This is a genomic window from Haladaptatus pallidirubidus, assembly GCF_020700235.1.
GTDB classification, from domain to species: domain Archaea; phylum Halobacteriota; class Halobacteria; order Halobacteriales; family Haladaptataceae; genus Haladaptatus; species Haladaptatus pallidirubidus.
Map to the genome: position 1 here is coordinate 183,558 of NZ_CP085303.1, position 21,023 is coordinate 204,580.

Annotated in this window: 15 protein-coding genes and 1 pseudogene; 8 read left to right on the top strand and 8 right to left on the bottom strand. The window is 48.9% G+C overall.

All coding sequences use genetic code 11. The features are described from left to right. Positions 1-44: 44 nt before the first annotated feature. Positions 45-1,763, bottom strand: a complete 1,719-nt coding sequence (locus LIX15_RS24580; RefSeq protein ID WP_227777551.1) for an asparagine synthase-related protein — start codon at positions 1,761-1,763, stop codon at positions 45-47. 859 nt (positions 1,764-2,622) lie between these two features. Here LIX15_RS24580 and LIX15_RS24585 point away from each other — a divergent pair. After that, positions 2,623-3,303: an FkbM family methyltransferase gene (locus LIX15_RS24585; RefSeq protein ID WP_227777552.1), complete on the top strand. Its 681-nt coding sequence runs from the start codon at positions 2,623-2,625 to the stop codon at positions 3,301-3,303. Positions 3,304-3,735: 432 nt separating this feature from the next. Here the strand turns inward: LIX15_RS24585 and LIX15_RS24590 are convergent, their stop codons facing one another. Continuing rightward, positions 3,736-5,427, bottom strand: coding sequence for a hypothetical protein (locus LIX15_RS24590; RefSeq protein ID WP_227777553.1), 1,692 nt, complete (start codon positions 5,425-5,427; stop codon positions 3,736-3,738). A gap of 495 nt (positions 5,428-5,922) precedes the next feature. Here LIX15_RS24590 and LIX15_RS24595 point away from each other — a divergent pair, with 495 nt between their 5' ends. Together LIX15_RS24595 and LIX15_RS24600 are read left to right on the top strand one after the other, a co-directional pair. Next, the gene (locus LIX15_RS24595) at positions 5,923-6,999 is read left to right on the top strand and encodes a polysaccharide deacetylase family protein (protein ID WP_227777554.1); all 1,077 of its coding nucleotides are present in this window, start codon (positions 5,923-5,925) and stop codon (positions 6,997-6,999) included. Between the two features lie 607 nt (positions 7,000-7,606). Next, complete coding sequence (locus LIX15_RS24600) at positions 7,607-7,963, top strand: hypothetical protein (RefSeq protein WP_227777555.1); 357 nt, start codon at positions 7,607-7,609, stop codon at positions 7,961-7,963. Between the two features lie 353 nt (positions 7,964-8,316). Here LIX15_RS24600 and LIX15_RS24605 read toward each other — a convergent pair whose 3' ends face one another. Both LIX15_RS24605 and LIX15_RS24610 read right to left on the bottom strand, forming a co-directional pair. After that, positions 8,317-10,536: an oligosaccharide flippase family protein gene (locus LIX15_RS24605; protein ID WP_345410994.1), complete on the bottom strand. Its 2,220-nt coding sequence runs from the start codon at positions 10,534-10,536 to the stop codon at positions 8,317-8,319. Between the two features lie 86 nt (positions 10,537-10,622). Further along, on the bottom strand, positions 10,623-11,522 hold the full coding sequence (locus LIX15_RS24610) for an alkaline phosphatase family protein (RefSeq protein ID WP_227777556.1): 900 nt from the start codon (positions 11,520-11,522) through the stop codon (positions 10,623-10,625). 541 nt (positions 11,523-12,063) lie between these two features. On the opposite strand from LIX15_RS24610, the pseudogene LIX15_RS24615 reads away from it, so the two are divergent. After that, a pseudogene (locus LIX15_RS24615) lies at positions 12,064-12,381 on the top strand (zinc ribbon domain-containing protein); the annotation flags it as partial. Positions 12,382-12,462: 81 nt separating this feature from the next. On the opposite strand, the gene LIX15_RS24620 reads toward LIX15_RS24615, so the two are convergent. Next, positions 12,463-13,713, bottom strand: a complete 1,251-nt coding sequence (locus tag LIX15_RS24620) for a glycosyltransferase (protein ID WP_425556747.1) — start codon at positions 13,711-13,713, stop codon at positions 12,463-12,465. 676 nt (positions 13,714-14,389) lie between these two features. Between LIX15_RS24620 and LIX15_RS24625 the strand changes: the two genes are divergently transcribed. From LIX15_RS24625 to LIX15_RS33790, 3 genes are all read left to right on the top strand, one after another. Next, entirely contained in the window at positions 14,390-15,304 is a 915-nt protein-coding gene (locus LIX15_RS24625) for a glycosyltransferase family 2 protein (RefSeq protein ID WP_227777558.1), read from the top strand. 365 nt (positions 15,305-15,669) lie between these two features. Next, entirely contained in the window at positions 15,670-16,254 is a 585-nt protein-coding gene (locus tag LIX15_RS24630) for a DUF7344 domain-containing protein (RefSeq protein WP_227777559.1), read from the top strand. A 425-nt stretch (positions 16,255-16,679) separates the two neighbouring features. Further along, on the top strand, positions 16,680-16,889 hold the full coding sequence (locus tag LIX15_RS33790) for a DUF7563 family protein (RefSeq protein WP_438267231.1): 210 nt from the start codon (positions 16,680-16,682) through the stop codon (positions 16,887-16,889). Between the two features lie 68 nt (positions 16,890-16,957). On the opposite strand, the gene glmU is transcribed toward LIX15_RS33790, so the two are convergent. Next, complete coding sequence (gene glmU / locus LIX15_RS24635) at positions 16,958-18,139, bottom strand: bifunctional sugar-1-phosphate nucleotidylyltransferase/acetyltransferase (RefSeq protein ID WP_227777560.1); 1,182 nt, start codon at positions 18,137-18,139, stop codon at positions 16,958-16,960. A gap of 416 nt (positions 18,140-18,555) precedes the next feature. Between glmU and LIX15_RS24640 the strand changes: the two genes are divergently transcribed. Continuing rightward, entirely contained in the window at positions 18,556-18,867 is a 312-nt protein-coding gene (locus LIX15_RS24640) for a hypothetical protein (RefSeq protein WP_227777561.1), read from the top strand. Positions 18,868-18,920: 53 nt separating this feature from the next. Here the strand turns inward: LIX15_RS24640 and LIX15_RS24645 are convergent, their stop codons facing one another. Continuing rightward, positions 18,921-19,415, bottom strand: coding sequence for a PH domain-containing protein (locus LIX15_RS24645; protein WP_227777562.1), 495 nt, complete (start codon positions 19,413-19,415; stop codon positions 18,921-18,923). 246 nt (positions 19,416-19,661) lie between these two features. Continuing rightward, the gene (locus tag LIX15_RS24650; RefSeq protein ID WP_227777563.1) at positions 19,662-20,954 is read right to left on the bottom strand and encodes a M61 metallopeptidase family protein; all 1,293 of its coding nucleotides are present in this window, start codon (positions 20,952-20,954) and stop codon (positions 19,662-19,664) included. Between the last annotated feature and the right edge of the window lie 69 nt (positions 20,955-21,023).

The window sequence follows — 21,023 nt, forward strand, 5'->3', positions numbered from 1 at the left end:
GTCTTTTAACTAGCGTGAACCGGGTTTTATTATACGGCTCCTAATCAGTTCTCGGACGAAATTCCGTCAGCCCCACCGTCATCTGTTTGCAAATAGAGGACGTCCGTTGGGTTGACGGCAGTTTTGGAACACTGGGCAACCCAACCAACCATGTCGTTGATGCGGAGTTTATGCCGCGGTGGCAGGTTGTGAATCGACTCATGGTGCGGGAACAACCGCTGATCGAGATTATATTTGTCGTACACCTGCTTCCGATCCGGCCATGCTGGCTCAAAGTTCTTCATGAATGGAACCTTACGCCGTGCAAATCGCTCCACCTCCGAGAGGAGCGTCGACATGTATGGTCGGTCCGGTGGTCGATGCCGGAACAAATCTCCATCCAATTGTCGAATCGCGCGGATAAACGTCGCTGTATTCCGGTACTCTGGCGGTGTTTGCAGATGCCACTCCAACAGCTCTGAATCTGCCGCAATGAATGATTCGAGGTAGTTGTCTGCGAGATGTGTCCGGAATGGAATCGTTGGCTGGTTGCTAATGCTGAACAACGAAAGTGCATTCTGTTCGGAATCGGTACGGCTCCAACATCGGTCAAATTCGTTGGCGATCGCGTTGCGGACGAACTTGCCCGCTGCGTCTAAGTCATCTGTGTACTGTTCTGCAACAATTTGACTTTTATCCGGGATGTAGCCAAAGTTATCGAGTGACGCTTCAGTGGGATCTATATCGACTTCCATCCGCTTTAGCGGAAGCGTTTTACCAAACAGCTCAATCTCGCTTCGTTTGTGACCAAAACCACGCAGAAGAGTGTCAAACAAGAGCCCGTGATACATTGTGTCGACTTCGATATCGTTGTTGTAGCCTGCGTGGTGGATGTGGATCGATTCCTTGATTCCGTTTGTATCCCGAACCTTCTGCTCGCCGGGCATAATGTACCGGTCGTTTGTCACCAGTGTTGTGTGGTCGACGTCGTACTGTTTGGCAAGTCGGCGGGCAACTTTTACTTCTTGTGCATTTGGTCTTCCGACTGTGTAACAGTGTTCGATTTCAGAGAACTGTGATAATAGCGTTCGAGAATCGTAGCCTGCCGACAGAAGCAGCCCTTTTTTCCCAGGCTGGCGCGATCGCCGTTGAATCGCTCGTTGCATGCGATCTGCAAGCTCGCCCACATAGTCCATCTCTTGTTCGTCGTAAATGAACCGGTCTAAGTCACCGACTTCATCGGCCGTTAGGTAGCCATCGAATGAGGTTCGATGCAGTTCGTCAAACAGCGTCTTGTTTCCGAGGACGACGCCCATATGGAGAAACTCGCCCACTGACTGTCTGCGCATAGTCGGGCTCTCAATGGTTTTTGCGACTTCTGCCGCGTCGGAGCCAAACACTCGGACACCGGGATCGTCCGTATAGAAACATTCCCACGAACGAATCATGTCGGTGAGAACTATTGCATCGCCCTCGCATTCGATAAACGCGAGGTAGGATCCGTTGAGTGCCTTGATGGCGTCTTTTCCTTTTTTCTTATACTGTTCAAGTAACCAGTGAGCGGGTTCCGACCAGCCACGTTTATTTGGATACGCTTCTCCCCAAATGATACACGATCCATCCTCTCCCGAGTAGGAGGCGCTTCGCCCCGGAATTCCGAGTCCTGTATCTCGAATCCCGACTGTTGCGACGTCGCTCGTCACGATATCGTCGAACTCGTGGGCGGTCCGGAATTGTTCAAATTCGTCCCGGTCGCCGAAAACGCCAAATATTTCTTTATTCATTGTTCACACACCTTACTCTCCGCGATTTGGAGATCTCTCCGTGCCACAGTGACAACTAGTCGTCCGTCGGTTCGGACGTCCAATGATAGGTCTCGTTCGTGTCACGGTTGGCTCTATCACAACTATTGTGTCTAGGGCGGTTAACTATACACAGTATAACATCAGGAATATTGTGTTTAGGAACATCCGAAATCAGTTCTTAGTCTTCAACACTATCTATTATCACTACCTCGTCTTTCTTTCGTCGTTGTTCGGTGCTTGAGCCATTATCGTTTCATCTAAGACTTCCTTGGATTTCATAATGAACAAGTGATTTCTCTACTCAAAACCAGTAATAAGCCGTTACTATCCGTCCTTTAGTTTCGCTCTGTTTGAGCGTTGTCTGCAAGTCGCTTTCTAAGTGCTGCTCTCACTTTGTATTCTGTTTTTTAAAGATATCTAACGTATCAAAGGCAATTGGTGCTCTGTTCATGCTTTTCAAATGTGTAGAGAATGTAAGTGCTGAATGAATCTGATTGCGTTGGTTATTGAGGGTGAAATAAGACGAACTACTGTGTCGCTGGAGAAACAATATGCTAGTCAATAGCTCTTTTCTAGAATATTTAATTTATAATTATGGATTCAGGAACTCATCTGGGTGATTATGCAGTTACTAAACCGGTAGTGATTTTGTTCCTCCCACAGATTATCCGTGATATATATTTATGGTCGCCACCTGCAATTTCTTATTATGCTTGATCTGGAACGCCGCGCGACCCGAAGTCACCTATGGGATTTCTGTGAGCGGGTCGGGATCGCACCAGTACTCGCTACTTTGTACTGGCACACTAAGCTAGGGCTTCATCTCTGGTCTGCAACAGTGTCCATCGGTGACCACACCGCTACATTTGCGACAGATACTCGAACTGAGTATCAGCGCGTAAACTCGCTCGTCGGTGAACTTCCCGTCATAGAAGCACTACTTACCGATGTTCGAGAATCCGATGTAGTGTTTGACATCGGTGCTAATATTGGTACCCACACTTGTTTTGTGGGGAAGTCCTTGGAAAGTGGCCGTGTTATCGCATTTGAGCCAATGCCAATGAACGCTGCTCGCCTCCGCCACAATCTTTCGGCAAACCTCCCGGCAAGTAAGTGGGAAGTCGCTGAATTTGCCCTTTCAAATGAGGACGGTTCTGGTACTCTTGCTGTCAAAGGGCAGCGCTACGGTGAAGGAAAACATTCTCTTTCTTCAGACGGTGAGCTAAAAATCGACGTTTTCCGAGGTGAGACTTTAATTGAGGAAGATCGATATCCTGCACCAGATATTCTTAAAATCGATGTTGAAGGCGCGGAATTGCAAGTGCTTAAAGGATTCGGCGAGCGGCTTTCGGACGTCCGTGTCATTTACGTTGAACTCCATCACGATCTAAGCGTGGAATACGGAACTTCGACAGCAGAAATCGAAACGTACCTGCGTGATCATGGTTTCGAAATTGATCGTCTTAATGACCGGACAGATGCGTACCATATCCGTGCTTTGAACTCCGCCCACGATTGAAGTCACGGGAATACCACTATCGGATTTCTGGCCATCCGATACGGCCTGCCGGTTTCAAGATGCATAGTTCCCAAGCGTCACTTGCTGGGTGTCAGCACCGGTGTGGGCGTCTTGCAGAACGGTCAAATGTCCCCCATCTCTACTCATTTTATCGGTATCCGAATCTTCTGGAATGGCTCTCGCCATCAAGGTAGCACTTTGAAACAAGCTATACAAGCGCTCAACCGTGCCAAGAACAGATATCCGACACAATCATTGGCGGCGGTGTGTCGGTTCATCTACCTTTCAACTCGCATCTGAAGGCGTGAGTAATCACTACAAACTACTATCATTCCAAGTCAACACCTGAAGAAGATATGTCTTCTGTGAACACGGTTGTTCACACAGCGTGTCGTCAAACCGGGAAGCTTATTCCATTAAGGCGGGGAGACCTCACCTCTTTGGACACAAGTCTCCATCCGGGACATCACTATAGTCATCGTCATCAGACCCACCGGATCCGCCGTCGTCGCCGCCGGAACCACCATCATCGCCGGAGCTGCCATCATCGCCGGAGCTGCCATCATCGCCGGAGCTGCCATCATCGCCGGACCCGCCATCGTCACCGGAACCACCATCATCGCCGGAATTACCATCGTTCTCGTCGCCGGAGTCGTACTCTGAACTGTTGTTACTGCCGTTGTACCCATCCGAACTATTGTCGTTGATACCGTTTGCGAAGTTGGAATCTTTGACAGTAACGTTTTCAGCGTCGCTTGTGATGCGAAGTGCCGCGTTGCCGCTGCGCGCTTTTGCAGAGACACTTTGGATCAAAGTTCCAGTACCACTCTCTACAATCGCATTTTCTTCGGAGACGTAATCGCCTTCGTAGATTGTGACATTGCTCGCTGTGTTCGTCAGTGCACGTCGACCTGATTCACCACCATGGTCGATCTTCAGATTCCGGAACTCCGAGTTATCGCGATTGTTTTGAATTGCACTCCGGGTTCCATTGATTGGTGCATTCCCAACGACAGTGACGTTTTCGAGGATAGCGGGTTCGCTACCTTGTTTGATTTTGATAGCTGGGCCACCACTGGTCTCATGGTCGACGGTGGTCTGTCTAATACTGGTTCGTCCTGCAGATTCTCGAATTGAAATCGCAGGCATTGCATCGTCGGCTCGAGCTGTGACAGTAGAATCGACGATTGCGACGTTATCTGCACTACTCGTAACCCAAATTGCAGGGCTCTTTTCGATTGTCGTCCGGACATCGACATTCCGTGCTACAAGATCCGACCCGTCTTCGATGCGAAGACCACGTTGGCTGACACCGTTTGCATCCTGTTGGTTCACGAGGATTGTTGCGTCTTCAATGTAACTTTCGTTACCACCGAGCCGGACGTTTGCGCCCGTACTACCCTCAAAGCGACCACCTTCAATTTGGATAGTACCAGTACCCTCGGATGCATATAGACCGTTGTCCGGGAAACCTCCTAGGTCACAGTCACGGTACGTTATTGTACCGCTGTTCTGATTGCAGAGAATACCGGTTGGTCCGCGCCAAAGCGAATCGCCGGGCGCGTTTCCGATATACGCGCCGCCATCTGGGGCGTTAAATTGCTCGACAAGGCCCGTACCGTCAGCATTTACAATTTCGAATCGTGCCGGTCCGAACGTTCCACTGTCATGCAGACCCTGGATGTTGATGTCGCGAACAACGAGTCCATCTGTGACTGCAGCTTCTATGACGCGAATGCCTGTGTTTTCGGCCGTTTGGTCAACGGTGAATCCCTCGACGCGCAGGTCTGTACCGGGGTTATCATCGACACCCAATCGGAAGAGTCGGTAATTCCCGCCGTTGTCATTGAAGTCTTGATAACTTGCTGGAACGAGTTCAGCATCGTGGCCGACCATACCGAAATTGGTGAAGCCAGTAAAACGGAATTGCTCGTCCATATAGTATCGCCCGGACGGGAAATACAGGAGCGTATTGTCGTCTGCATGCTCCTCAAGTACGGGTGTAATAGATTCGTTTCCATTATTATCTGCTCCCACGTCGGTTACATTGATGACGGTATCATAGTCATCGTCATACTCCGAGTGGTTGGCAGCCGCAGACCCAATCGCCGCAGATGAGGCCATGATTGCTCCAGTTAGTTTGAGATAATTTCTACGGGTTGTTCCGGTTCGATTTCTCTTGTCTGACGCCATCAAAATCACCCAATCAACCCCACCTATTAATTATCTGGTGGCTAGTCCACACTCTCCCTATTTTCCCGCCGTTGGAAACAGTATAAACGGTCTGAAGTGAGTCAATTTCACCCCTGCATAATAATTCACACACCGCGATTAAGTTCCATATAAGAAAATACCTATGTCTGGTTTAGTAGAGTAGTCATGAAACGACAAACGCGACGTACGTTCCTGACAACTGTGGGTGCAGCTGGCTCGTTCAGTCTTGCCGGTTGTACGGGGATCTTTGGATCCTCTGACGGTGAGACGACGACCGAAACCACTACCGATCAGGGAACACCCTCCACTACGACTACGTCCGCGGAGACCACGTCCGACGGCAATGGACAACAGAACGGTCCCCAGACTTTCGAGAGCTTCGAAAAGCTCGGTTCGTGGAGTGCCATGGAACGACAGGGCACACTGAAAAAGAGTACGAAGCAAAAATACGAAGGTTCACAATCAGCGCACATTATCGGTGGCAAACAGACAAAGGCAGGAAAAATATTCCGTGCAGACTTTGCACAGGATGGTGGACCTGCGGATCTCAGCAACAAAAATCTCTCTCTTGCCTTCAAATGTACTTCACACGACTTTGTGAAGATCGCTGTCCAGCTATTCGCACCTGATCGCGGTCACATCGTTGAGATGAAGCGCACGTTATACGGACCGAAAGGCAAATGGGTTCGTGTTAATCTTGGTGTCACGAGTGCGCAGCGCCCAAAAAGCGTTGACCTCTCAAAAGTGTACCAAATGCGCATCGTCGGTCGCCCGAACGACTCCAACTCAAGCAAACCAGTCAACTTTTTCGTTGACGATGTGAAAACGGTGCCCGCACCAAAGAAGGGAATGGTGATGCTCACCTTTGACGATGGTCTCAAATCGCAGTACACCAAGGCGTTCAAGATGATGAAGCAATACGGCTTCCCGGGTGTCGACGCCGTTATTACTGATGCCGTTTATGATGACGGTTTTCTCACGCAAAGCAATATGCGAAAGATGACTGAAAACGGATGGGACATGATTGCTCACCCGAACGCCCAAGCAACATCGTTGGACCAGCGACCGGCAAAAGAGCAAGAAAAGCTCATGCTAGATGCGAAAAATTGGCTTAAACAATACGGGTATAATGGCCACAAATACATGGCTGTCCCGAAAAACATTCTGGGTCCAAAGACATTCGAACTCGCACAAAAACACTTCGATGCAACGATGTCGTTCGGTGCATCACCAAATGCAGTTCCCGTCATCCAGAAGGACGCTGTCCTCTCGCGAATGTACGGTGACGGTAGCCTGCAAAAGACCAAACAGATGATCGACTATGCAGCCAGGTACAAACAGTTGTCGCCACTTCTATTCCACAAAATCGGTGGCGATGGGTTCCCGCAACAGAAATTCAAGCAGGTCTTAGAGTATATTAAACAGAGCAACGTCGACGTTGTCACACTCTCAGACTTGGAGGAAAGAGGTCTCTTCGTTTGAATTACCACGTCTCATCCCACCACTGATGCAACTTCAGTGAGCGCGCTGTTTTCTGTTTTGATGTATTTTGCAGATGTAGACGTATTTATACTATGTTGATATGTTGAAATCCTCTTGCTGTCATGCGGTTTTGTATTGCACCGATGTTCGATCGCATTGCCTATGAATAGCGTGCAAAGCCTTTTCCCAAATATCCTTCGAGAAGAAAATAGTGTCTACTATGTTGGTACGGTGGGAAGCGCCTTGAAGGCGCTGTTGAACACTCCTTCGCTGAACAGGAAGGCGGCGATGCGTGAAGTGCGTCAATACCTTCGATGTTGTATCACAGTCGGCGAACAAACGTGTCTTCTACGGCTACTCAATGCCTGTTTTTCTGTGGAACGAACCTACGGACGTCGTTAGAACTACTTCGGTGACGATACTGTGTAAGAAACCTCTGAATACCGAGGGAACTATCTTTAAACAGTGAGAGAATCCCGCCGTATACGGCGAGCGTGAATCGCGTACGCTCAACCGCACTACCGACGTTAATCAGCCGGTAGGAATCCCAACGTAAACGTTTAGTAGTTCTCGAACCAACTAATTGATGGCAAAGGTAAAAGTCTGCATGCAGAGGGTTGCCGTCCGGGTGTCCGGACGGGGTGCTCATAAGTCCGTTTCGGCAGGTGCCACCAGAAAGCCGGGTAAAAACGGTATAACGGCCTCCCGCAAGGGTAACCCGTTGGGAGAGAGCCGCGTTGAGAAACTGCGCGGCAATGACTCGCTTCGGGATAGGAGCACTGGTGACGGTGCCACAAGACACACCACCGGAGGGATGAACCCCGTCCCAACGAACGTGGTGCGAGGCGTCTTGAAACCGAACCGGCGTCATGCCGGGTTCCTCCTATGTGGGGAAGCCCCGCCGTTTACGGCGGGCGAGGACGTCACAGCAAAGCCGTACTCCCTTTGTGGTCAAACGTTGTAGTACGATACTTACGTAATTGCAGGAGAGAAAGCCTCGCCCTTGAGGGCGGGGAGGATGTCAATTAATACGTCTGGTGTTCAAACGCGACAACAAGCGTGCATCAGTGTGGTGATTGAGTGGTCATCCGGTCAGAGTGAGACACTCCGAACCACCCCTTAAAGGAAATCGCTGACGAAGTCTGGAACCGTCTGCAGAACCATCGGTTCTAATGGGCCACACAAGAGCTAAGCTCTTGTGAACGCTGTGGAATCGTTTTCTACACGTTCTGACACAGAAACAGGAATCTCCGGCCGTAACAAGTGAGGGCTCAACCTGCACGCGGTTAGATGGAGTAGTTCACTACCGAATAAGCGTTAAAATTGTGTCGTGTTGACTGTCGATGTGCTTCCCTGCGTGCTTGTTCCAGATGTCGTTGTTGAAGCTATGCCAAGTAGATCTCCACTGGTAGTTGTCGTAGATGAGGGCGCTGTTGTAGATTGGGAATTGGGTGTAGTGGTTGTCGTAGTCGATGGTTGGTTTGTATTGGTTGTCGACGATGGTGGTTGATTCGTACTAGTTGTAGTAGTTGGACTAGTCGACGGAGGCTGATTCGTGGTAGTCGTAGTCGATGGTGGTTGTGTCGTACTGGTTGTGGTTATCGTTGGGGTTGTGGTTGTAGTCGTTGTTGTGGATGGGGCTGTTGTCGTAGTGGTTGTGGTCGATGGAGCTTGAGTTGTGCTGGTTGTGGTCGACGGAGGTTGAGTTGTCTCTTCCGGTGGCGTTGTAGACGGTGGTTTCGTCGTACTGTCCGGTGGTGTCGTTTCCTCCGTGGTTGTGGATGACTGGGTTGTACTATCGGTTGGTCCAGCGGGCGTCGTACTCACTGGCGGCTGTGTAGTCATGTTCGATGCTGGATCGGAATCATCACCGAATCCGCCGAATCCGGGATCGAGGAACGCGTATCCGATTCCCGAAACGAAGAGCAGGATTCCGGCAACGACCATTATTTTTTGCATTGAGTCGGATGACATGGTATCTTTATTAACTTTTGTTTTGAGTGTTTCAGCGGTTGAGCCGAGTGGTTCTGGAAGTGGAGTGAGTAGATCTAAAACCTCATGGAGGTCAAGCGCACCGAGTGCAAAGGCGAAAAAGAGGAAGATAATGAGACCGACTACTGGGATGATAACAAGCGCCAGTGGTAGTTCAATACCTAGTACGGTTGGGCGTACGTCAAGAAGACGGGCGAGCAGGTAAATTGGTGGTGCGGAGAGCAATGTTGTTGCGAGGACGCGACCAAGACGAGCATCAGAGAGGGGATCGAATCCAACTTTTCGAGCGCTCCAAAGGTGGAACACGAACATCAGGCCGTATCCAATGCTCGTAGAGACTGCTGCGCCATGCATCCCAAACCGTGGGATGAGAATGGCATTTAATACGAGATTGATACCTGCTGCCGATCCGGTCGCAGCAATCGGATATTTCAATTCGCCTTTTCCCTGTGCTATCGCAAGAACTGGACGGGCGACGGCGAACCCAAGCGCACCGGGTAGTAACAAGAGCAGCGGTATAATCGCTGGCGTGTATTGTGATCCGAAATATACTGGGACAGCGATATCGGCGAGAACAGCAAGGCCAAGTGCCATGATTGCCGTGAGAAGGAACGTATAACGGGTTGTCTGTGCTGCTAGATCGGATATCTTTTCTGTTCTATCGTTTGACCAGAGTTCTGACGTTGAGTGAACGAAGACGGTTTGCAGGGCCAACGGAACGAACCACAGGAACTCTGCGAGTTTGAGTGCGGCTCGATAGTACCCAACCTGCAAATTGTTCGTAATAGACTGGAGCATTAGAATGTCTACATGGTAGAGAGACATCAACATTAGAATCAGAACGATGGAAAGAGAGTTAAACGCCAGCATTTGGCGACGTGGGAACTTCTTCGGCGTTGGACGAAACAGGCTCCGAAGCGATACTCGTTTAAAAATGAGGATGAAGCCGATAATCGCGACTGCGGCCGCAGACGCAATCTTCCCAACAAGCGCGCCAGCAACGGCAATCTCGAGAAGGCCGCGGCCTTTCATAATGTAGACTAGTGGGAGTGCAACCACAACAAACGCTACTCGTTGAACGACTTTCAGTGGTTCAGAGTACCATTCGAGTCCGAATCCCATCAGCGTTCGGCGGCTATATGCTCTGAACTGGCTGACTATTGTCATCACTGAGAGCAGGTAGAAGTACAACTCGTATTGCGGTCCAAAAATTCGTGCAATAACGCCACTCCACGTCAGGAGCGCGAGTATTCCTGCCCCAGCACCGGCGAGAAGGAGCGCTAACCGAAAATAAAATCCAACAACATGTGCCTCCCAACAGTCCATCTCTCGCTCTTCGGCGATGAATTTCCGAACACCATCCGTCACACCGGAACTGACGAGAATCATAAAGAGTGAAAAGACCGAAACGACGGTGGTATAGATACCGACTCCAGCCGGTTCGAGTAACCGGTACAGAATCGGAGTTGTAAGGATACCGATAACGAGTGTCAACACTTTAGTCCCGGCAACCGAGACGACGCCACTTAGAATACTTCGTTGCATAAAATCACCGTTAATGCGCTACTCATCGTACCAGTATCTATCATCACTATATCTCTATGGGGACTTTATTATGGATCGGCTAGTCTTCAGGCATAACCAAGATCCTGAAGTCGTTGTTCAACATCAACCGATACCTCATCCATATCCTCATCTTCTGCTCCTGTCGTAATAGTCCGTCGGTTGCCATTCTGATAGACGAGCCACGGAACCGTCGTTAACTGTGGGATGTAAATTTCGTTCGGGTGGCCGTACTCCGCCATCGGAATCGGCCACGCCCGTTCACCGAACGCTTCGCCGTGGTCTGCTGTTACAACGGTCTTCCCTTCGAGCGTTGTTAATAATTGGTTCACATATGGGTATACTAATTCAAGATTCTCTTCGTAGGCCTTATAGAGTATGTCGATTGGGATCTCAACTTCACCAGTCATAAGACGGTTCCAGAAGTCAAGCGAATCGAGTTCTAAATATTCCTTTCCAGTCGGCCCAATAAAGGGGTAGTGTGGTTGAATAAAGTGGACAACGATTCGCTTGTTTGGGAACTCTTTGGCAGCTTGCTCCGCAATCTCTGTAACCGTTTCTGGACGAACTGTTCTAAATTCGTCGTCCCATCCTTCGTCTTGCCAGATATTGATGACCTTATGGAGTTTCACATCTATCCGGTCGCGTTTTCGGTATAGCTGTGGATTCGCTGTCACATAGACCGTATCACGGAGGTCTGCACCATCGAAGTACGTGTACAGAAAATCTGGTGTCGAGCTTGAATTGGTCTGTCTTGACTGAAGCTCTCCTGGAAGATTATGAGTTTCTTCGAATGTGTCGAATCTGCAAGCATCAAGGATAATGAGATTGTCCCAGTCTTCATCAAAAAACTCTACGCCGTCGTTCGATTCTCTTTGTCTATAGTAGTATTTATTCAACTCTCGAACGACAAGATGTGGCTCTTTAATCCCACGTTTAACGCGTCGAACAGTGTCCGAGATGGTCATGTACCTTCGAAAAGGATACGTTTCTATATTATTATACGTTCCATAACATCAAATGCTCCCGATTTGGGCCGAATCTCAGCGTGGCGATAGTGGCTCCAACTGTTCATGCCGGTACTATCTTTACTTGAATTGCAGGCGGGTAAGGCCCCTTCCTCAGGGAGCGCGAAGGCGTGGGTAGGGAGGGGATACGCCCGCCGTCTTCGTTGTTCTTAGACGTACGATAGCTTGATGTACTATCGACACGAAGCGATACTGTGCGTGATAGTAGAGGAGTTGAAAACTCAAATCCTCGCACGCACTGCGCAGTGCGATAATATAGGCATGGGACGGGCCGAATCCACGCCTCCGGAGATTGAGACCGCTGTGGATTCCCGGTGAATCTGCAAGTCTTATCGTTGAACGAGGAAGCCCTCACCTCAAGAAGCAAGGGGTGAGTAACCCCGAGCGCGGTAGGTGGGGGTAGTTCACTTGAATACAGAGGCTAAGGTTCCTTCCTCAAGGAGCGAGTAGGGAGGGGGAGACAGTGCCGCCATTGTCTCTTTTCCGTGCGATGTTGGAGTACAAGTACAAACGCGAGGGTACGCACTTCGTCACTGTCAATCCACGAGGGACGGCGAAGGAGTGTCCGAACTGTGGCATTTCGACCGAGAAGCCGCTATGGGTGCGTGAGCACTCGTATCCCTCATGCGGGTTCGAGGCGGACAGGGATCTCAACGCCGCGTACAACATTCTTGCTCGCAGACTCGCCAAAGTAGGAGTGGTTCACTCCGAAGAAACGCCTGTGGAGACTGCGCTCCCTACGGACACGGTTGTGTCTACAAAGCGCGTCATCGAAACAGGAAGCCCCGTCCTCAACGAGACCGTCAGACCGAGTAGGGCAGGGAGGTTCACATCCCCGATATCCTATGAAGGAATTCTCGTCATTTACGGCGGGAGGGTATTAAATATCGAGCAATTCGGCATAGAGATGCGCAATATTGACACAGACACGCTCCCACGTGAACTGTTTCGCGTGCGCTTCGATACCATCTCGGTTCCAATCTTTGCGAAGCGCACGAATCATAGCATCTATAAGTGCGTCGTGGTTCTCCGGACTGTCAATGAGAAACCCGTGGTCTTCGGAGGTAACAACTTCTTCGCTCCCGCCATTAATAGTGGAAACGACGGGTGACCCGCAGGCCATTGCTTCAAGCTGGACGAGACCGAAGCTCTCACTGTAACTTGGGAGGACAAAGGCGTCACAGGCACTCATCCAATATTTTAAGCTATTGTTTGACACGTATCCAAGAAGCCGAACATGATCTTCGAGACCCAACTTTTCGATTTTTTCTTCAAGCTCAGATCGCATTCCGCCATGACCACCAATTGCACAAACCACTTTTTCCTCCTGCTCGACGATGGCAGGCATGACATCGATGAGATGCTGGAATCCTTTTCGCTTTTTCAGGTGTCCAAGTGCAAACAATAACTGTGTCTCATCACTGATTCCGAGTTCCGCTTTCGCTTTGGTCTGTGGCACTCGACGAAGTCGATCCTGACTAAATCCGTTTGGAAGATAATACACCTCGTCGTTGAACTGCTGAAGTGTGTTTTGGTCTTGCCGATTTACGCGGACAATAGCGTCGGCATTTTCCCAGGTCCAATTTATTTTTTGATTCGAGGATTCGAGCTGCTCGACGAACAGGTCGTGATTTTCATGAACGGTAAGAACCGATGGGATTCCGAGTTCGCGTCCAAGAATGCTTCCGACATAGCCGGCAGTCCAGGTTAGATGGCAGTGAATCACATCGAAATCGATGGGAAGGTCAGCGACGATCTTTTTCACTTTTCGAGCGTGCTGGTCGCCGAGATAACGCCGATGGAGGTCGATCGGTAAGTAGAGGAGCGGTGTGCTGATAACAGTGAGATTGTCAGGTTTGTCTTCCTGATTGATTTTCGCGTTCTTACTGAACGGTTTTGCGTAATCGATGGGGAGATATTCAGAAATATCCGCGAACCGGTTGTACCGTACAAGTACATATACCTCATCAAAATAGTCAGCAAGAACGTCTACCTGACCCTTGACGAAGTGGTTGTAACTGTGAGAGACAATGAGCAGGTTCTTGTCCCTTAGTGCCTCCAGATCGTGATCCAAGGGTATATCTCCGGTATCTGGTGGTTCGGCTACTTGAGAATGCGCGTCGCTCGACATGCTCAACAGTATACTTTCATCGATGTTTATTATCGGGTGGCTAAGCGTGCGGCCTTTCCCACGGACCAATACCATTTGCATAACGCGAACTAGTGATCACTGTTAACGGGAGTGTTTAATTCTCACGGGAAAGGACTAGGTCACATCGTCAGTATCGATGGTCTGGCGTTTTTCCATGTAAACAGGAGTTCTTCAGTAGCAATCGCTCTCAGTTATCCTCTTGTTCGATTCGCTCACGCTAATATATCTGATAGCCCTTTTACCTGAATTGCAGGCGGGTAAGGCCCCTTCCTCAGGGAGCGCGAAGGCGCGGGTAGAGAGGGGATACGCCCGCCGTCTTCGTTGTTCTTAGACGTACGATAGCTTGATGTACTATCGACACGAGGCGATACTGTGCGTGTTAGTAGAGGAGTTGAAAACTCAAATCCTCGCACGCACTGCGCAGTGCGATAAAATAGGCATGGGACGGGCCGAATCCACGCCTTCAAAGATTGAGACCGCTGTGGATTCCCGGTGAATCTGCAAGTCTTATCGTTGAACGAGGAAGCCCTCACCTCAAGAAGCAAGGGGTGAGTAACCCCGAGCGCGGTAGGTGGGGGTAGTTCACTCATTATCATCCTCTTCGATTAGCAAGTCGATAATAAAGCCCTGAGAAATTGGAGTAAAGGACAACAAAATGCCCCCGACAGTAAGCGTTATCGTACCGACGTATAATCGGGCACACTCCCTACCTCGAACCGTCGAAAGCGTCCTCTCACAAACGCTCGAAGATTTAGAACTCATCATCGTAGACGATGCGTCAGCCGATAATACGGCAGAGGTTGTCGCATCGTATGACGACGATCGAATTCGGTTTTTCAAACACGAAGAAAATCAGGGCGCTAGTGCCGCTCGAAACACCGGTATTGAGCACGCTGAGGGGAAATATATGGCGTTCCTCGACTCAGACGACGTCTGGCTACCAACAAAACTTGAAAAGCAAGTCCTTACCCTCGAAATGCGATCTGATGACTGGATTGCTGCTTACTGTAAAGCTGAAACTGTTCACCCGGATGGCCAAAACCCAGTTATAAAATGGGCGACACAACTCATCTCTCGACGGAACAAAACAGAAGGTGCAGAAGGAGGTAAAGAACTCATCGGCCCACTTCTCAGTGATAGTCTCCATACCAGCGCTGGTTCCACATTGCTCGTAACAAGCGAAGTGGCGCGGAAAATCAATGGGTTCGATGAGTCGTTTGACCGATTCCAAGATCCTGAGTTCCTCATTCGCGTGCTCAAACACGGGAAACTTGCCTGTGTGGATGAGACACTTCTCCTTCGATATGAGACCGGGTCGCCTCCAGCAAATTCAGTCGCGAAAGCGGATGTACACTATCTCAGAACTTTCGCTGACGAAGTCGAGCGTCTCGAACGCCAGGGCATCGACGTGACCGGTGCACACAACTACATCCTTGCGAGACAGTACCTCAACGAAGGTCAGTTTCGGACAGGATTCCGGTATCTCAGACAGTCGAGAAGGCCTGAAATACGCCAAATTCCAGGTTTGGTGATGAATCTGTACTCTGGTGTTAAAGCGAACATCGGATGACTACACACAATCTCCACTACGCATACTATTATCTTAGTCTATCAATCCTTTCAACGCTGTTATTTACCTGTACTGCACTTGATTTGTGGCCTCTCGATAAGCTTACAACTATGCAGTCAACTGGAATTATTGTTATCTTATTTACACTTGTGACACTTATACAATCAATAAACAGCAATTAGATCCTTACTAATAAGTGTGATTTTTTCAACTAATTGTTGGAATACTAATATAATCTATAGACAATTTTACTCCGTTCAAACCGTACAATCGCAAGACGTAAACGGTATGCAACGGACCATAAGAAATCGAGAGAAACATATTATTTTATGTAGTGTCCGTGTCTGGTCTGTGCCGAAGTCAAAATGAGCGCTACGACGCAGACTCTCCCTGAGACATCAGAGCTGCAAGGTGAAGAAAAGACAGAAGGGCTTTCAAAGGATAAAATATTTCATATCCTACAAACCCAACGCAGGCGGTACGCACTTCGTTACCTTAAAGAACATCGTGATGAGGTTAAAATGCGCGATCTCGCCGAACAAGTTGCTGCGTGGGAGAACGATACCACTGTACAAGCGCTTGCTTCGAAAGAGCGTCAACGTGTGTATATTGCACTCTACCAATCCCACCTCCCGAAACTTGATGAAGAAGGTATCATCAATTATAACCAAAGCCGTGGTAGCGTCGAGCGAGGGCCACTTGCTGAGCAATTTGACCCATATTTTGAAACAACCGACACAACCACTGATGAAACGGCGAACTCCGAGTCACCAATAGACGATGACCGTTGGTTCAGCTATTATCGGTGGGCAACGGTTATGAGTGCTGGGCTATTTGGGGCCGCTTGGCTGAATTTCCCTGGAATCTCAGCTATCTCTACCTACAGTCTTGCAGCAATTGTCATCAGCCTTTTCGCGTTTATTTCTAGTGCTCAATTTACATTCCAATAAGCACTCTTTTTGTAGCCAATAATCGATATTTATAGATCAGATAGCAGTTTTAATCCGCATCTACCTGACTACAAGCTTTAGCGGTTACATCGTGAGTACACAACCATCTGTGTACAACATACGGGTTCAAATTGACATCCTCCGCGCGCTAAAGGACGGGCTTTTCTCCTCGAATCTTCGCAAGCCGCTAGGAAAATAAATCACATCTCTGTATCAGTATCCTCTGTGAAACTACCTCCAAGCATCGCCATCTATACCAGAATTAATTATAAAAAATTTCTTTTATATAGAGATTACATAACCTGGCGATGATACCGTTGAAACTCTTTTCCTCTACTCATTGTTCCGATCAATTTCATTCTCTTAACCCCTGGATAATAATAGTAGTACCCTGAGAATGAACCGATGCGATGTCGATAGATATGATGGGAACTCGAGAAGCCGATGACAACAAGACGGCCGAAACTCAATGCCGCAATTGTGGCTCGTTTGTGACACCCCAGTTTACCCGCGTGTTTGGCAATAACCAGAATGTAGTATTCGGCTGCTTTGAATGTATGACTGCAACCGATGTAAAACGGGGAAGTGCAAACGACCCCGAGGATGCCGCCCGCGCTCGCAAGGAAATGCAGTAGTGTTCAATAGCGCTATTTTCTCCCTTTTTCATCGACGCAAAACAACACCTATGAGCTATTGTGTTAATTCACTTGTCTCGTGTTATTGCTTCGCCTGGAAGCGTTGTTGCTCCCGCTGAGAGCTTTAATCCTGGTGTAAGACTTGTATTGATGCCAGTTTTTACGTTGTCACCTGCGATAACACCAAACTTTCGTCGTTCGGTCGAAACACGGCTCCCTTTCACGGTAAACTTGATGTCTGCACCATCATGACGGAGGTTCGCTACGTTTGTTCCTGCACCGAAATTCACGTCACGCCCGAGCACACTATCGCCAACATACGAAAGGTGGCCAATAGTCGCACCTGGTGAGAGAACACTGTTTTTGACCTCGACGCTGTGACCGGCTTTTACCCCTTCATCGACAAGCGTCGCGCCGCGAATATAGGCGTTCGGTCCAATGCTCGATCCTGAGCGAATCAGTGCAGGCCCCTCGATGGTGACTCCTGCTTTTACCGTTGCACCCTCTTCGACAACGACGGCACCATCAAGGACAGCCTGCTCACTCACGTCACCACGCACGTCGCGTTCCAATTCCGCAAGTTTCCATTCGTTAGCTTCGAGTAATTCCCATGGTCGTCCAACGTCAAGCCACCGCTTGACTTCGACTGCAGTCACTTCGTACTCTGAGATGACTCGTTCTACTACATCCGTGATTTCAAATTCTCCACGCTCACTTTCACTGACATTGAGCCAGTCGCGCGCTTCCTCGGGAAAAACATACGAACCAGTGTTAGCGAGGTCGGTTGGCGGATCGTCTGGTTTTTCCACAATATCTGTTACGCGATCTCCATCGGTTGAAATAACACCGTAATTCGAGGGATCGTTGACTCGGTACGTTCCGACGCTCGGAGCATTGCTCAGGAGGTTTTTCACCGCTGCTGTGTCATAGAGATTGTCTCCGTTGAGAACTGCAAATGGTCCATCGATATGGTCACGTGCCGCACGAACAGCGTCGGCTGTACCACGCTGTTCTTCTTGAATCGCGTATTTAACTGGTATTCCGGCATACTCTTCGCCGAAGTACTCACGAACTGTCTCTGCTTCATAACCAACAACGAGGACAAGTTCATCGGCTCCGGCTTCGATGGCGGCATGTACCGTGTGAGCAACAAGCGGTTTCTCTGCAACTGGCAACATAGGCTTGGGAACCGACCCGGAAAGCGGTCGCATTCGTGTCCCTTCACCTGCCGTAAGAACGATTGCCTGCATACCAGTGTCTTTTGCTAGAAGGTGTATAATTATTCACGGGCTAACCGTCAGAAGATGACATGTACCAAAATGGATTGACCTCCTCAACGCCGTCATCGACGTGGAATCCCATCTTGGGATATTGGCCAACAGCTTTCGTGGTTTCAAGACACATATGTTCGCGCGGACAGTAGTGCCTCATCAGAGAACAGCCTTTAGAGGGATTGCCTTGTCGGCTCCAACGCCTTACGACAGCGGTGTGTCGACCTGGCCTACCGTTCGATCCGTGCCTAAAGACGTGGGTATGCACTACAAACTACTATCGTGAGATACATCCCCCATTTGAACAATATTGTTGGCACTCCGCCTATAACGAATAAAACAGTGTGAAACCGTATTTCCCCTTTTTACCCTCGGAGGAAATAAGCCCAGATAACATGAGTACAACCGAAAGCCGCTATCGGGTTTCCGACTTGGTCAATACTTTTGTCAACCTCAATATTGAAGATTTCCTCCGTATCACGGTAAGTGGTGTTACTATCGAGTGCCACGTTCATGATATTGATCGAACGAATGACCGGTTTACGCTCTTGCTGAAGACGTTTTCCAATGACTATCTTCGTATTGAAACACAGTGGGTACGTGGTTGGCTTGATCCACAGGTAGATCGACTCAAACCTGTCGCAGAAGAGCGCCAACCGCTCGGCGAGCTACAAAACATCGAATTGGCTAGCAATAGAACTGTTTGAGCTGTTTGAGCTGAAGGAATTATTTAGATTAGCCGACCATCATGTTTAGCTAATCATTTCATTGAAACCCGATCTAATTGATCAGTTAAAATACTATTGACCAGCTGTGGATTGGGAACGTTTGCAAATACGAGATCCATTGTCCCTGACCCAGCAGTGTAGACAGTGACGTCACCGTAGTTAAATATTCGTTCAATTAATGATTGTGAATATGTCGTGTTTTGAATCCGATCAAGCCGTATTTGTATCGTATTTGTGGATAGAATTCCTTTTTTGTGGTATATCTCTTCGGTCGTAAGAACGTACCACTCTGTTCGCCACTTAAGAAGTGGCGGTATGGCGATAATGAGCCCAATCAGTACAAGGATAACACCGATCCAATTCGCTAAGGGAAAAAAATTGCTTCCGGCTAATCCCGCACCAAGGAGAACAAAAAGAACACCGACTGTTACAAGCGGCAAGATGCGATAGACGCTTTGGTGGCCCCTCCAGAGTATCTCTTCATCGGGTGTGCGGTGAAGCCACGACGCATCGAAATCATTTACCATCGTACTTTGGAGTAATGAAGCCGAGCACCTTACAGTTTGTTTCAAAAGTACAAGAGGTGTTATTCTTTCGTTAAAAACAACGAGGGATCCTTTCAAGAGTAATTTATATATTACTTATAATTTTTCCAATTGATAAATTATATATTTAGTTTTCATAGATGTCTTCAGGTGGACTTTGGCAGTGTCACTCCTATCCATAACTTGTGGGGTCATTGCGTTGCTGTCTTCAGAGAACGATTTCACCCATTAGAACTTGCGTATGCGCTTGATTTGTCCCGAAATGTACTGCGCTACTACCAAAGCAAACACTAAGCCGACGAGTCCGAGACCTCCCCACATAAATAGCGTTAACGAGGAATCGTCAATCATCACGGGAAGGCGGTTAGCATCGGGTATGCTGAAATTTCCATTTCCACCAGATGTCTTTCTACTATTTGAATCGTCCACCTTATTCGATTCAACATCTCCAGCGATACTGCCCACATCCTCTTGCAGCTCCGGCAATGCAGATGTAGTAACGTACTGGTTAAGCCATGGATCTATTGACTGCCCGGCGATGTTTGTAACAATTCTCTTGAAGTCACCGTAGTCAATCGTTCCCTCGTGTGAGTTCATACGATCGAACACATCAAACAAACTTCGTTCTCCGTTGGTTGCGTTTCGAATCCTTGCATCTAATGCCCACAGTGTGTATGCTCCCTGGTAGTACGGTACTTCATGACTTGCCCATGTATTCGGTTTCGACAGCGCTGACTCATCAAATTTCTTTGCAGTGAGCAGTTGGAGAACGTCTGATTGTGATGTTCGCCCCTGTTCAACCGACAGATTAGATGCGAAATAGGCGGCACTAGCTTCGCGGAACCACATCATTTCTTTTCCAAGTTCGAATGATTGGCGCGTATGGACGTATTCATGAATCCAGAGGTTTCGCGGCCCTGAAAGACGTGCATCTTCGTGAACCCACAATTCATCACGTGACGGCGATGCGTACCCACCACGCCAACTGGGATCTGGAAGGACAAACGCGAGCACTTTATCCGGTGATTTCCCCGGCATATGCTTGCTTGCCATAGTAAGCGACTTGAAGATCTCAGAGGGTGGGTCGGCGGGCGCTGCATCGTTTGCAACGATCAATTGGAACTGCTGACCATCGGCATGGTGGGTATGTTCTTCGTACGCGCCGATATAGGTGAATGTAGAACCAAGAACTCCCGAGTCGGCGAATTTAACAGTTGCATTGGGATAGTCCTCTTGAAATGGCTGTCTGTATTGCCACCTGCTGTTCCTTGACGGTGCCCACGCGACCGAGAGCTGTGGTGTTGGGCCAAGTATCCATCTGTTTGTGGCTGTATACTCTTGTCCGTTACCTTCATTTGCGCTACTGGTGATAGTTACGGACGGCGATTTGGTTTCGCCATCCCATCGCAGCGCCTGTTCATTCTTATGCATTTTATCTGAAATAAAGCCTGTCGAGGACACCACGTTTCCAGTGTAATTGATGAGCCAAAATGTGTTTTCAGAGTCGGGTTCGTCAAACACAAGACGATACTGAATTGTAGCCGAGTCAACGGCACTTCGATCGACAAAAATTGAAACACTTGGAGGGTT

Bases quoted from the DNA above. Each gene is read 5' to 3' on its own strand.
- LIX15_RS24620 (WP_425556747.1), bottom strand. From the start codon at position 13,713: ATGTCGAGCGACGCGCATTCTCAAGTAGCCGAACCACCAGATACCGGA.
- glmU (WP_227777560.1), bottom strand. From the start codon at position 18,139: ATGCAGGCAATCGTTCTTACGGCAGGTGAAGGGACACGAATGCGACCG.
- LIX15_RS24580 (WP_227777551.1), bottom strand. From the start codon at position 1,763: ATGAATAAAGAAATATTTGGCGTTTTCGGCGACCGGGACGAATTTGAA.
- LIX15_RS24640 (WP_227777561.1), top strand. From the start codon at position 18,556: ATGAGTACAACCGAAAGCCGCTATCGGGTTTCCGACTTGGTCAATACT.
- LIX15_RS24590 (WP_227777553.1), bottom strand. From the start codon at position 5,427: ATGGCCTCATCTGCGGCGATTGGGTCTGCGGCTGCCAACCACTCGGAG.
- LIX15_RS24610 (WP_227777556.1), bottom strand. From the start codon at position 11,522: ATGACCATCTCGGACACTGTTCGACGCGTTAAACGTGGGATTAAAGAG.
- LIX15_RS24630 (WP_227777559.1), top strand. From the start codon at position 15,670: ATGAGCGCTACGACGCAGACTCTCCCTGAGACATCAGAGCTGCAAGGT.
- LIX15_RS24645 (WP_227777562.1), bottom strand. From the start codon at position 19,415: ATGGTAAATGATTTCGATGCGTCGTGGCTTCACCGCACACCCGATGAA.
- LIX15_RS24595 (WP_227777554.1), top strand. From the start codon at position 5,923: ATGGAACGACAGGGCACACTGAAAAAGAGTACGAAGCAAAAATACGAA.
- LIX15_RS33790 (WP_438267231.1), top strand. From the start codon at position 16,680: ATGGGAACTCGAGAAGCCGATGACAACAAGACGGCCGAAACTCAATGC.
- LIX15_RS24600 (WP_227777555.1), top strand. From the start codon at position 7,607: ATGCAGAGGGTTGCCGTCCGGGTGTCCGGACGGGGTGCTCATAAGTCC.
- LIX15_RS24605 (WP_345410994.1), bottom strand. From the start codon at position 10,536: ATGCAACGAAGTATTCTAAGTGGCGTCGTCTCGGTTGCCGGGACTAAA.
- LIX15_RS24625 (WP_227777558.1), top strand. From the start codon at position 14,390: ATGCCCCCGACAGTAAGCGTTATCGTACCGACGTATAATCGGGCACAC.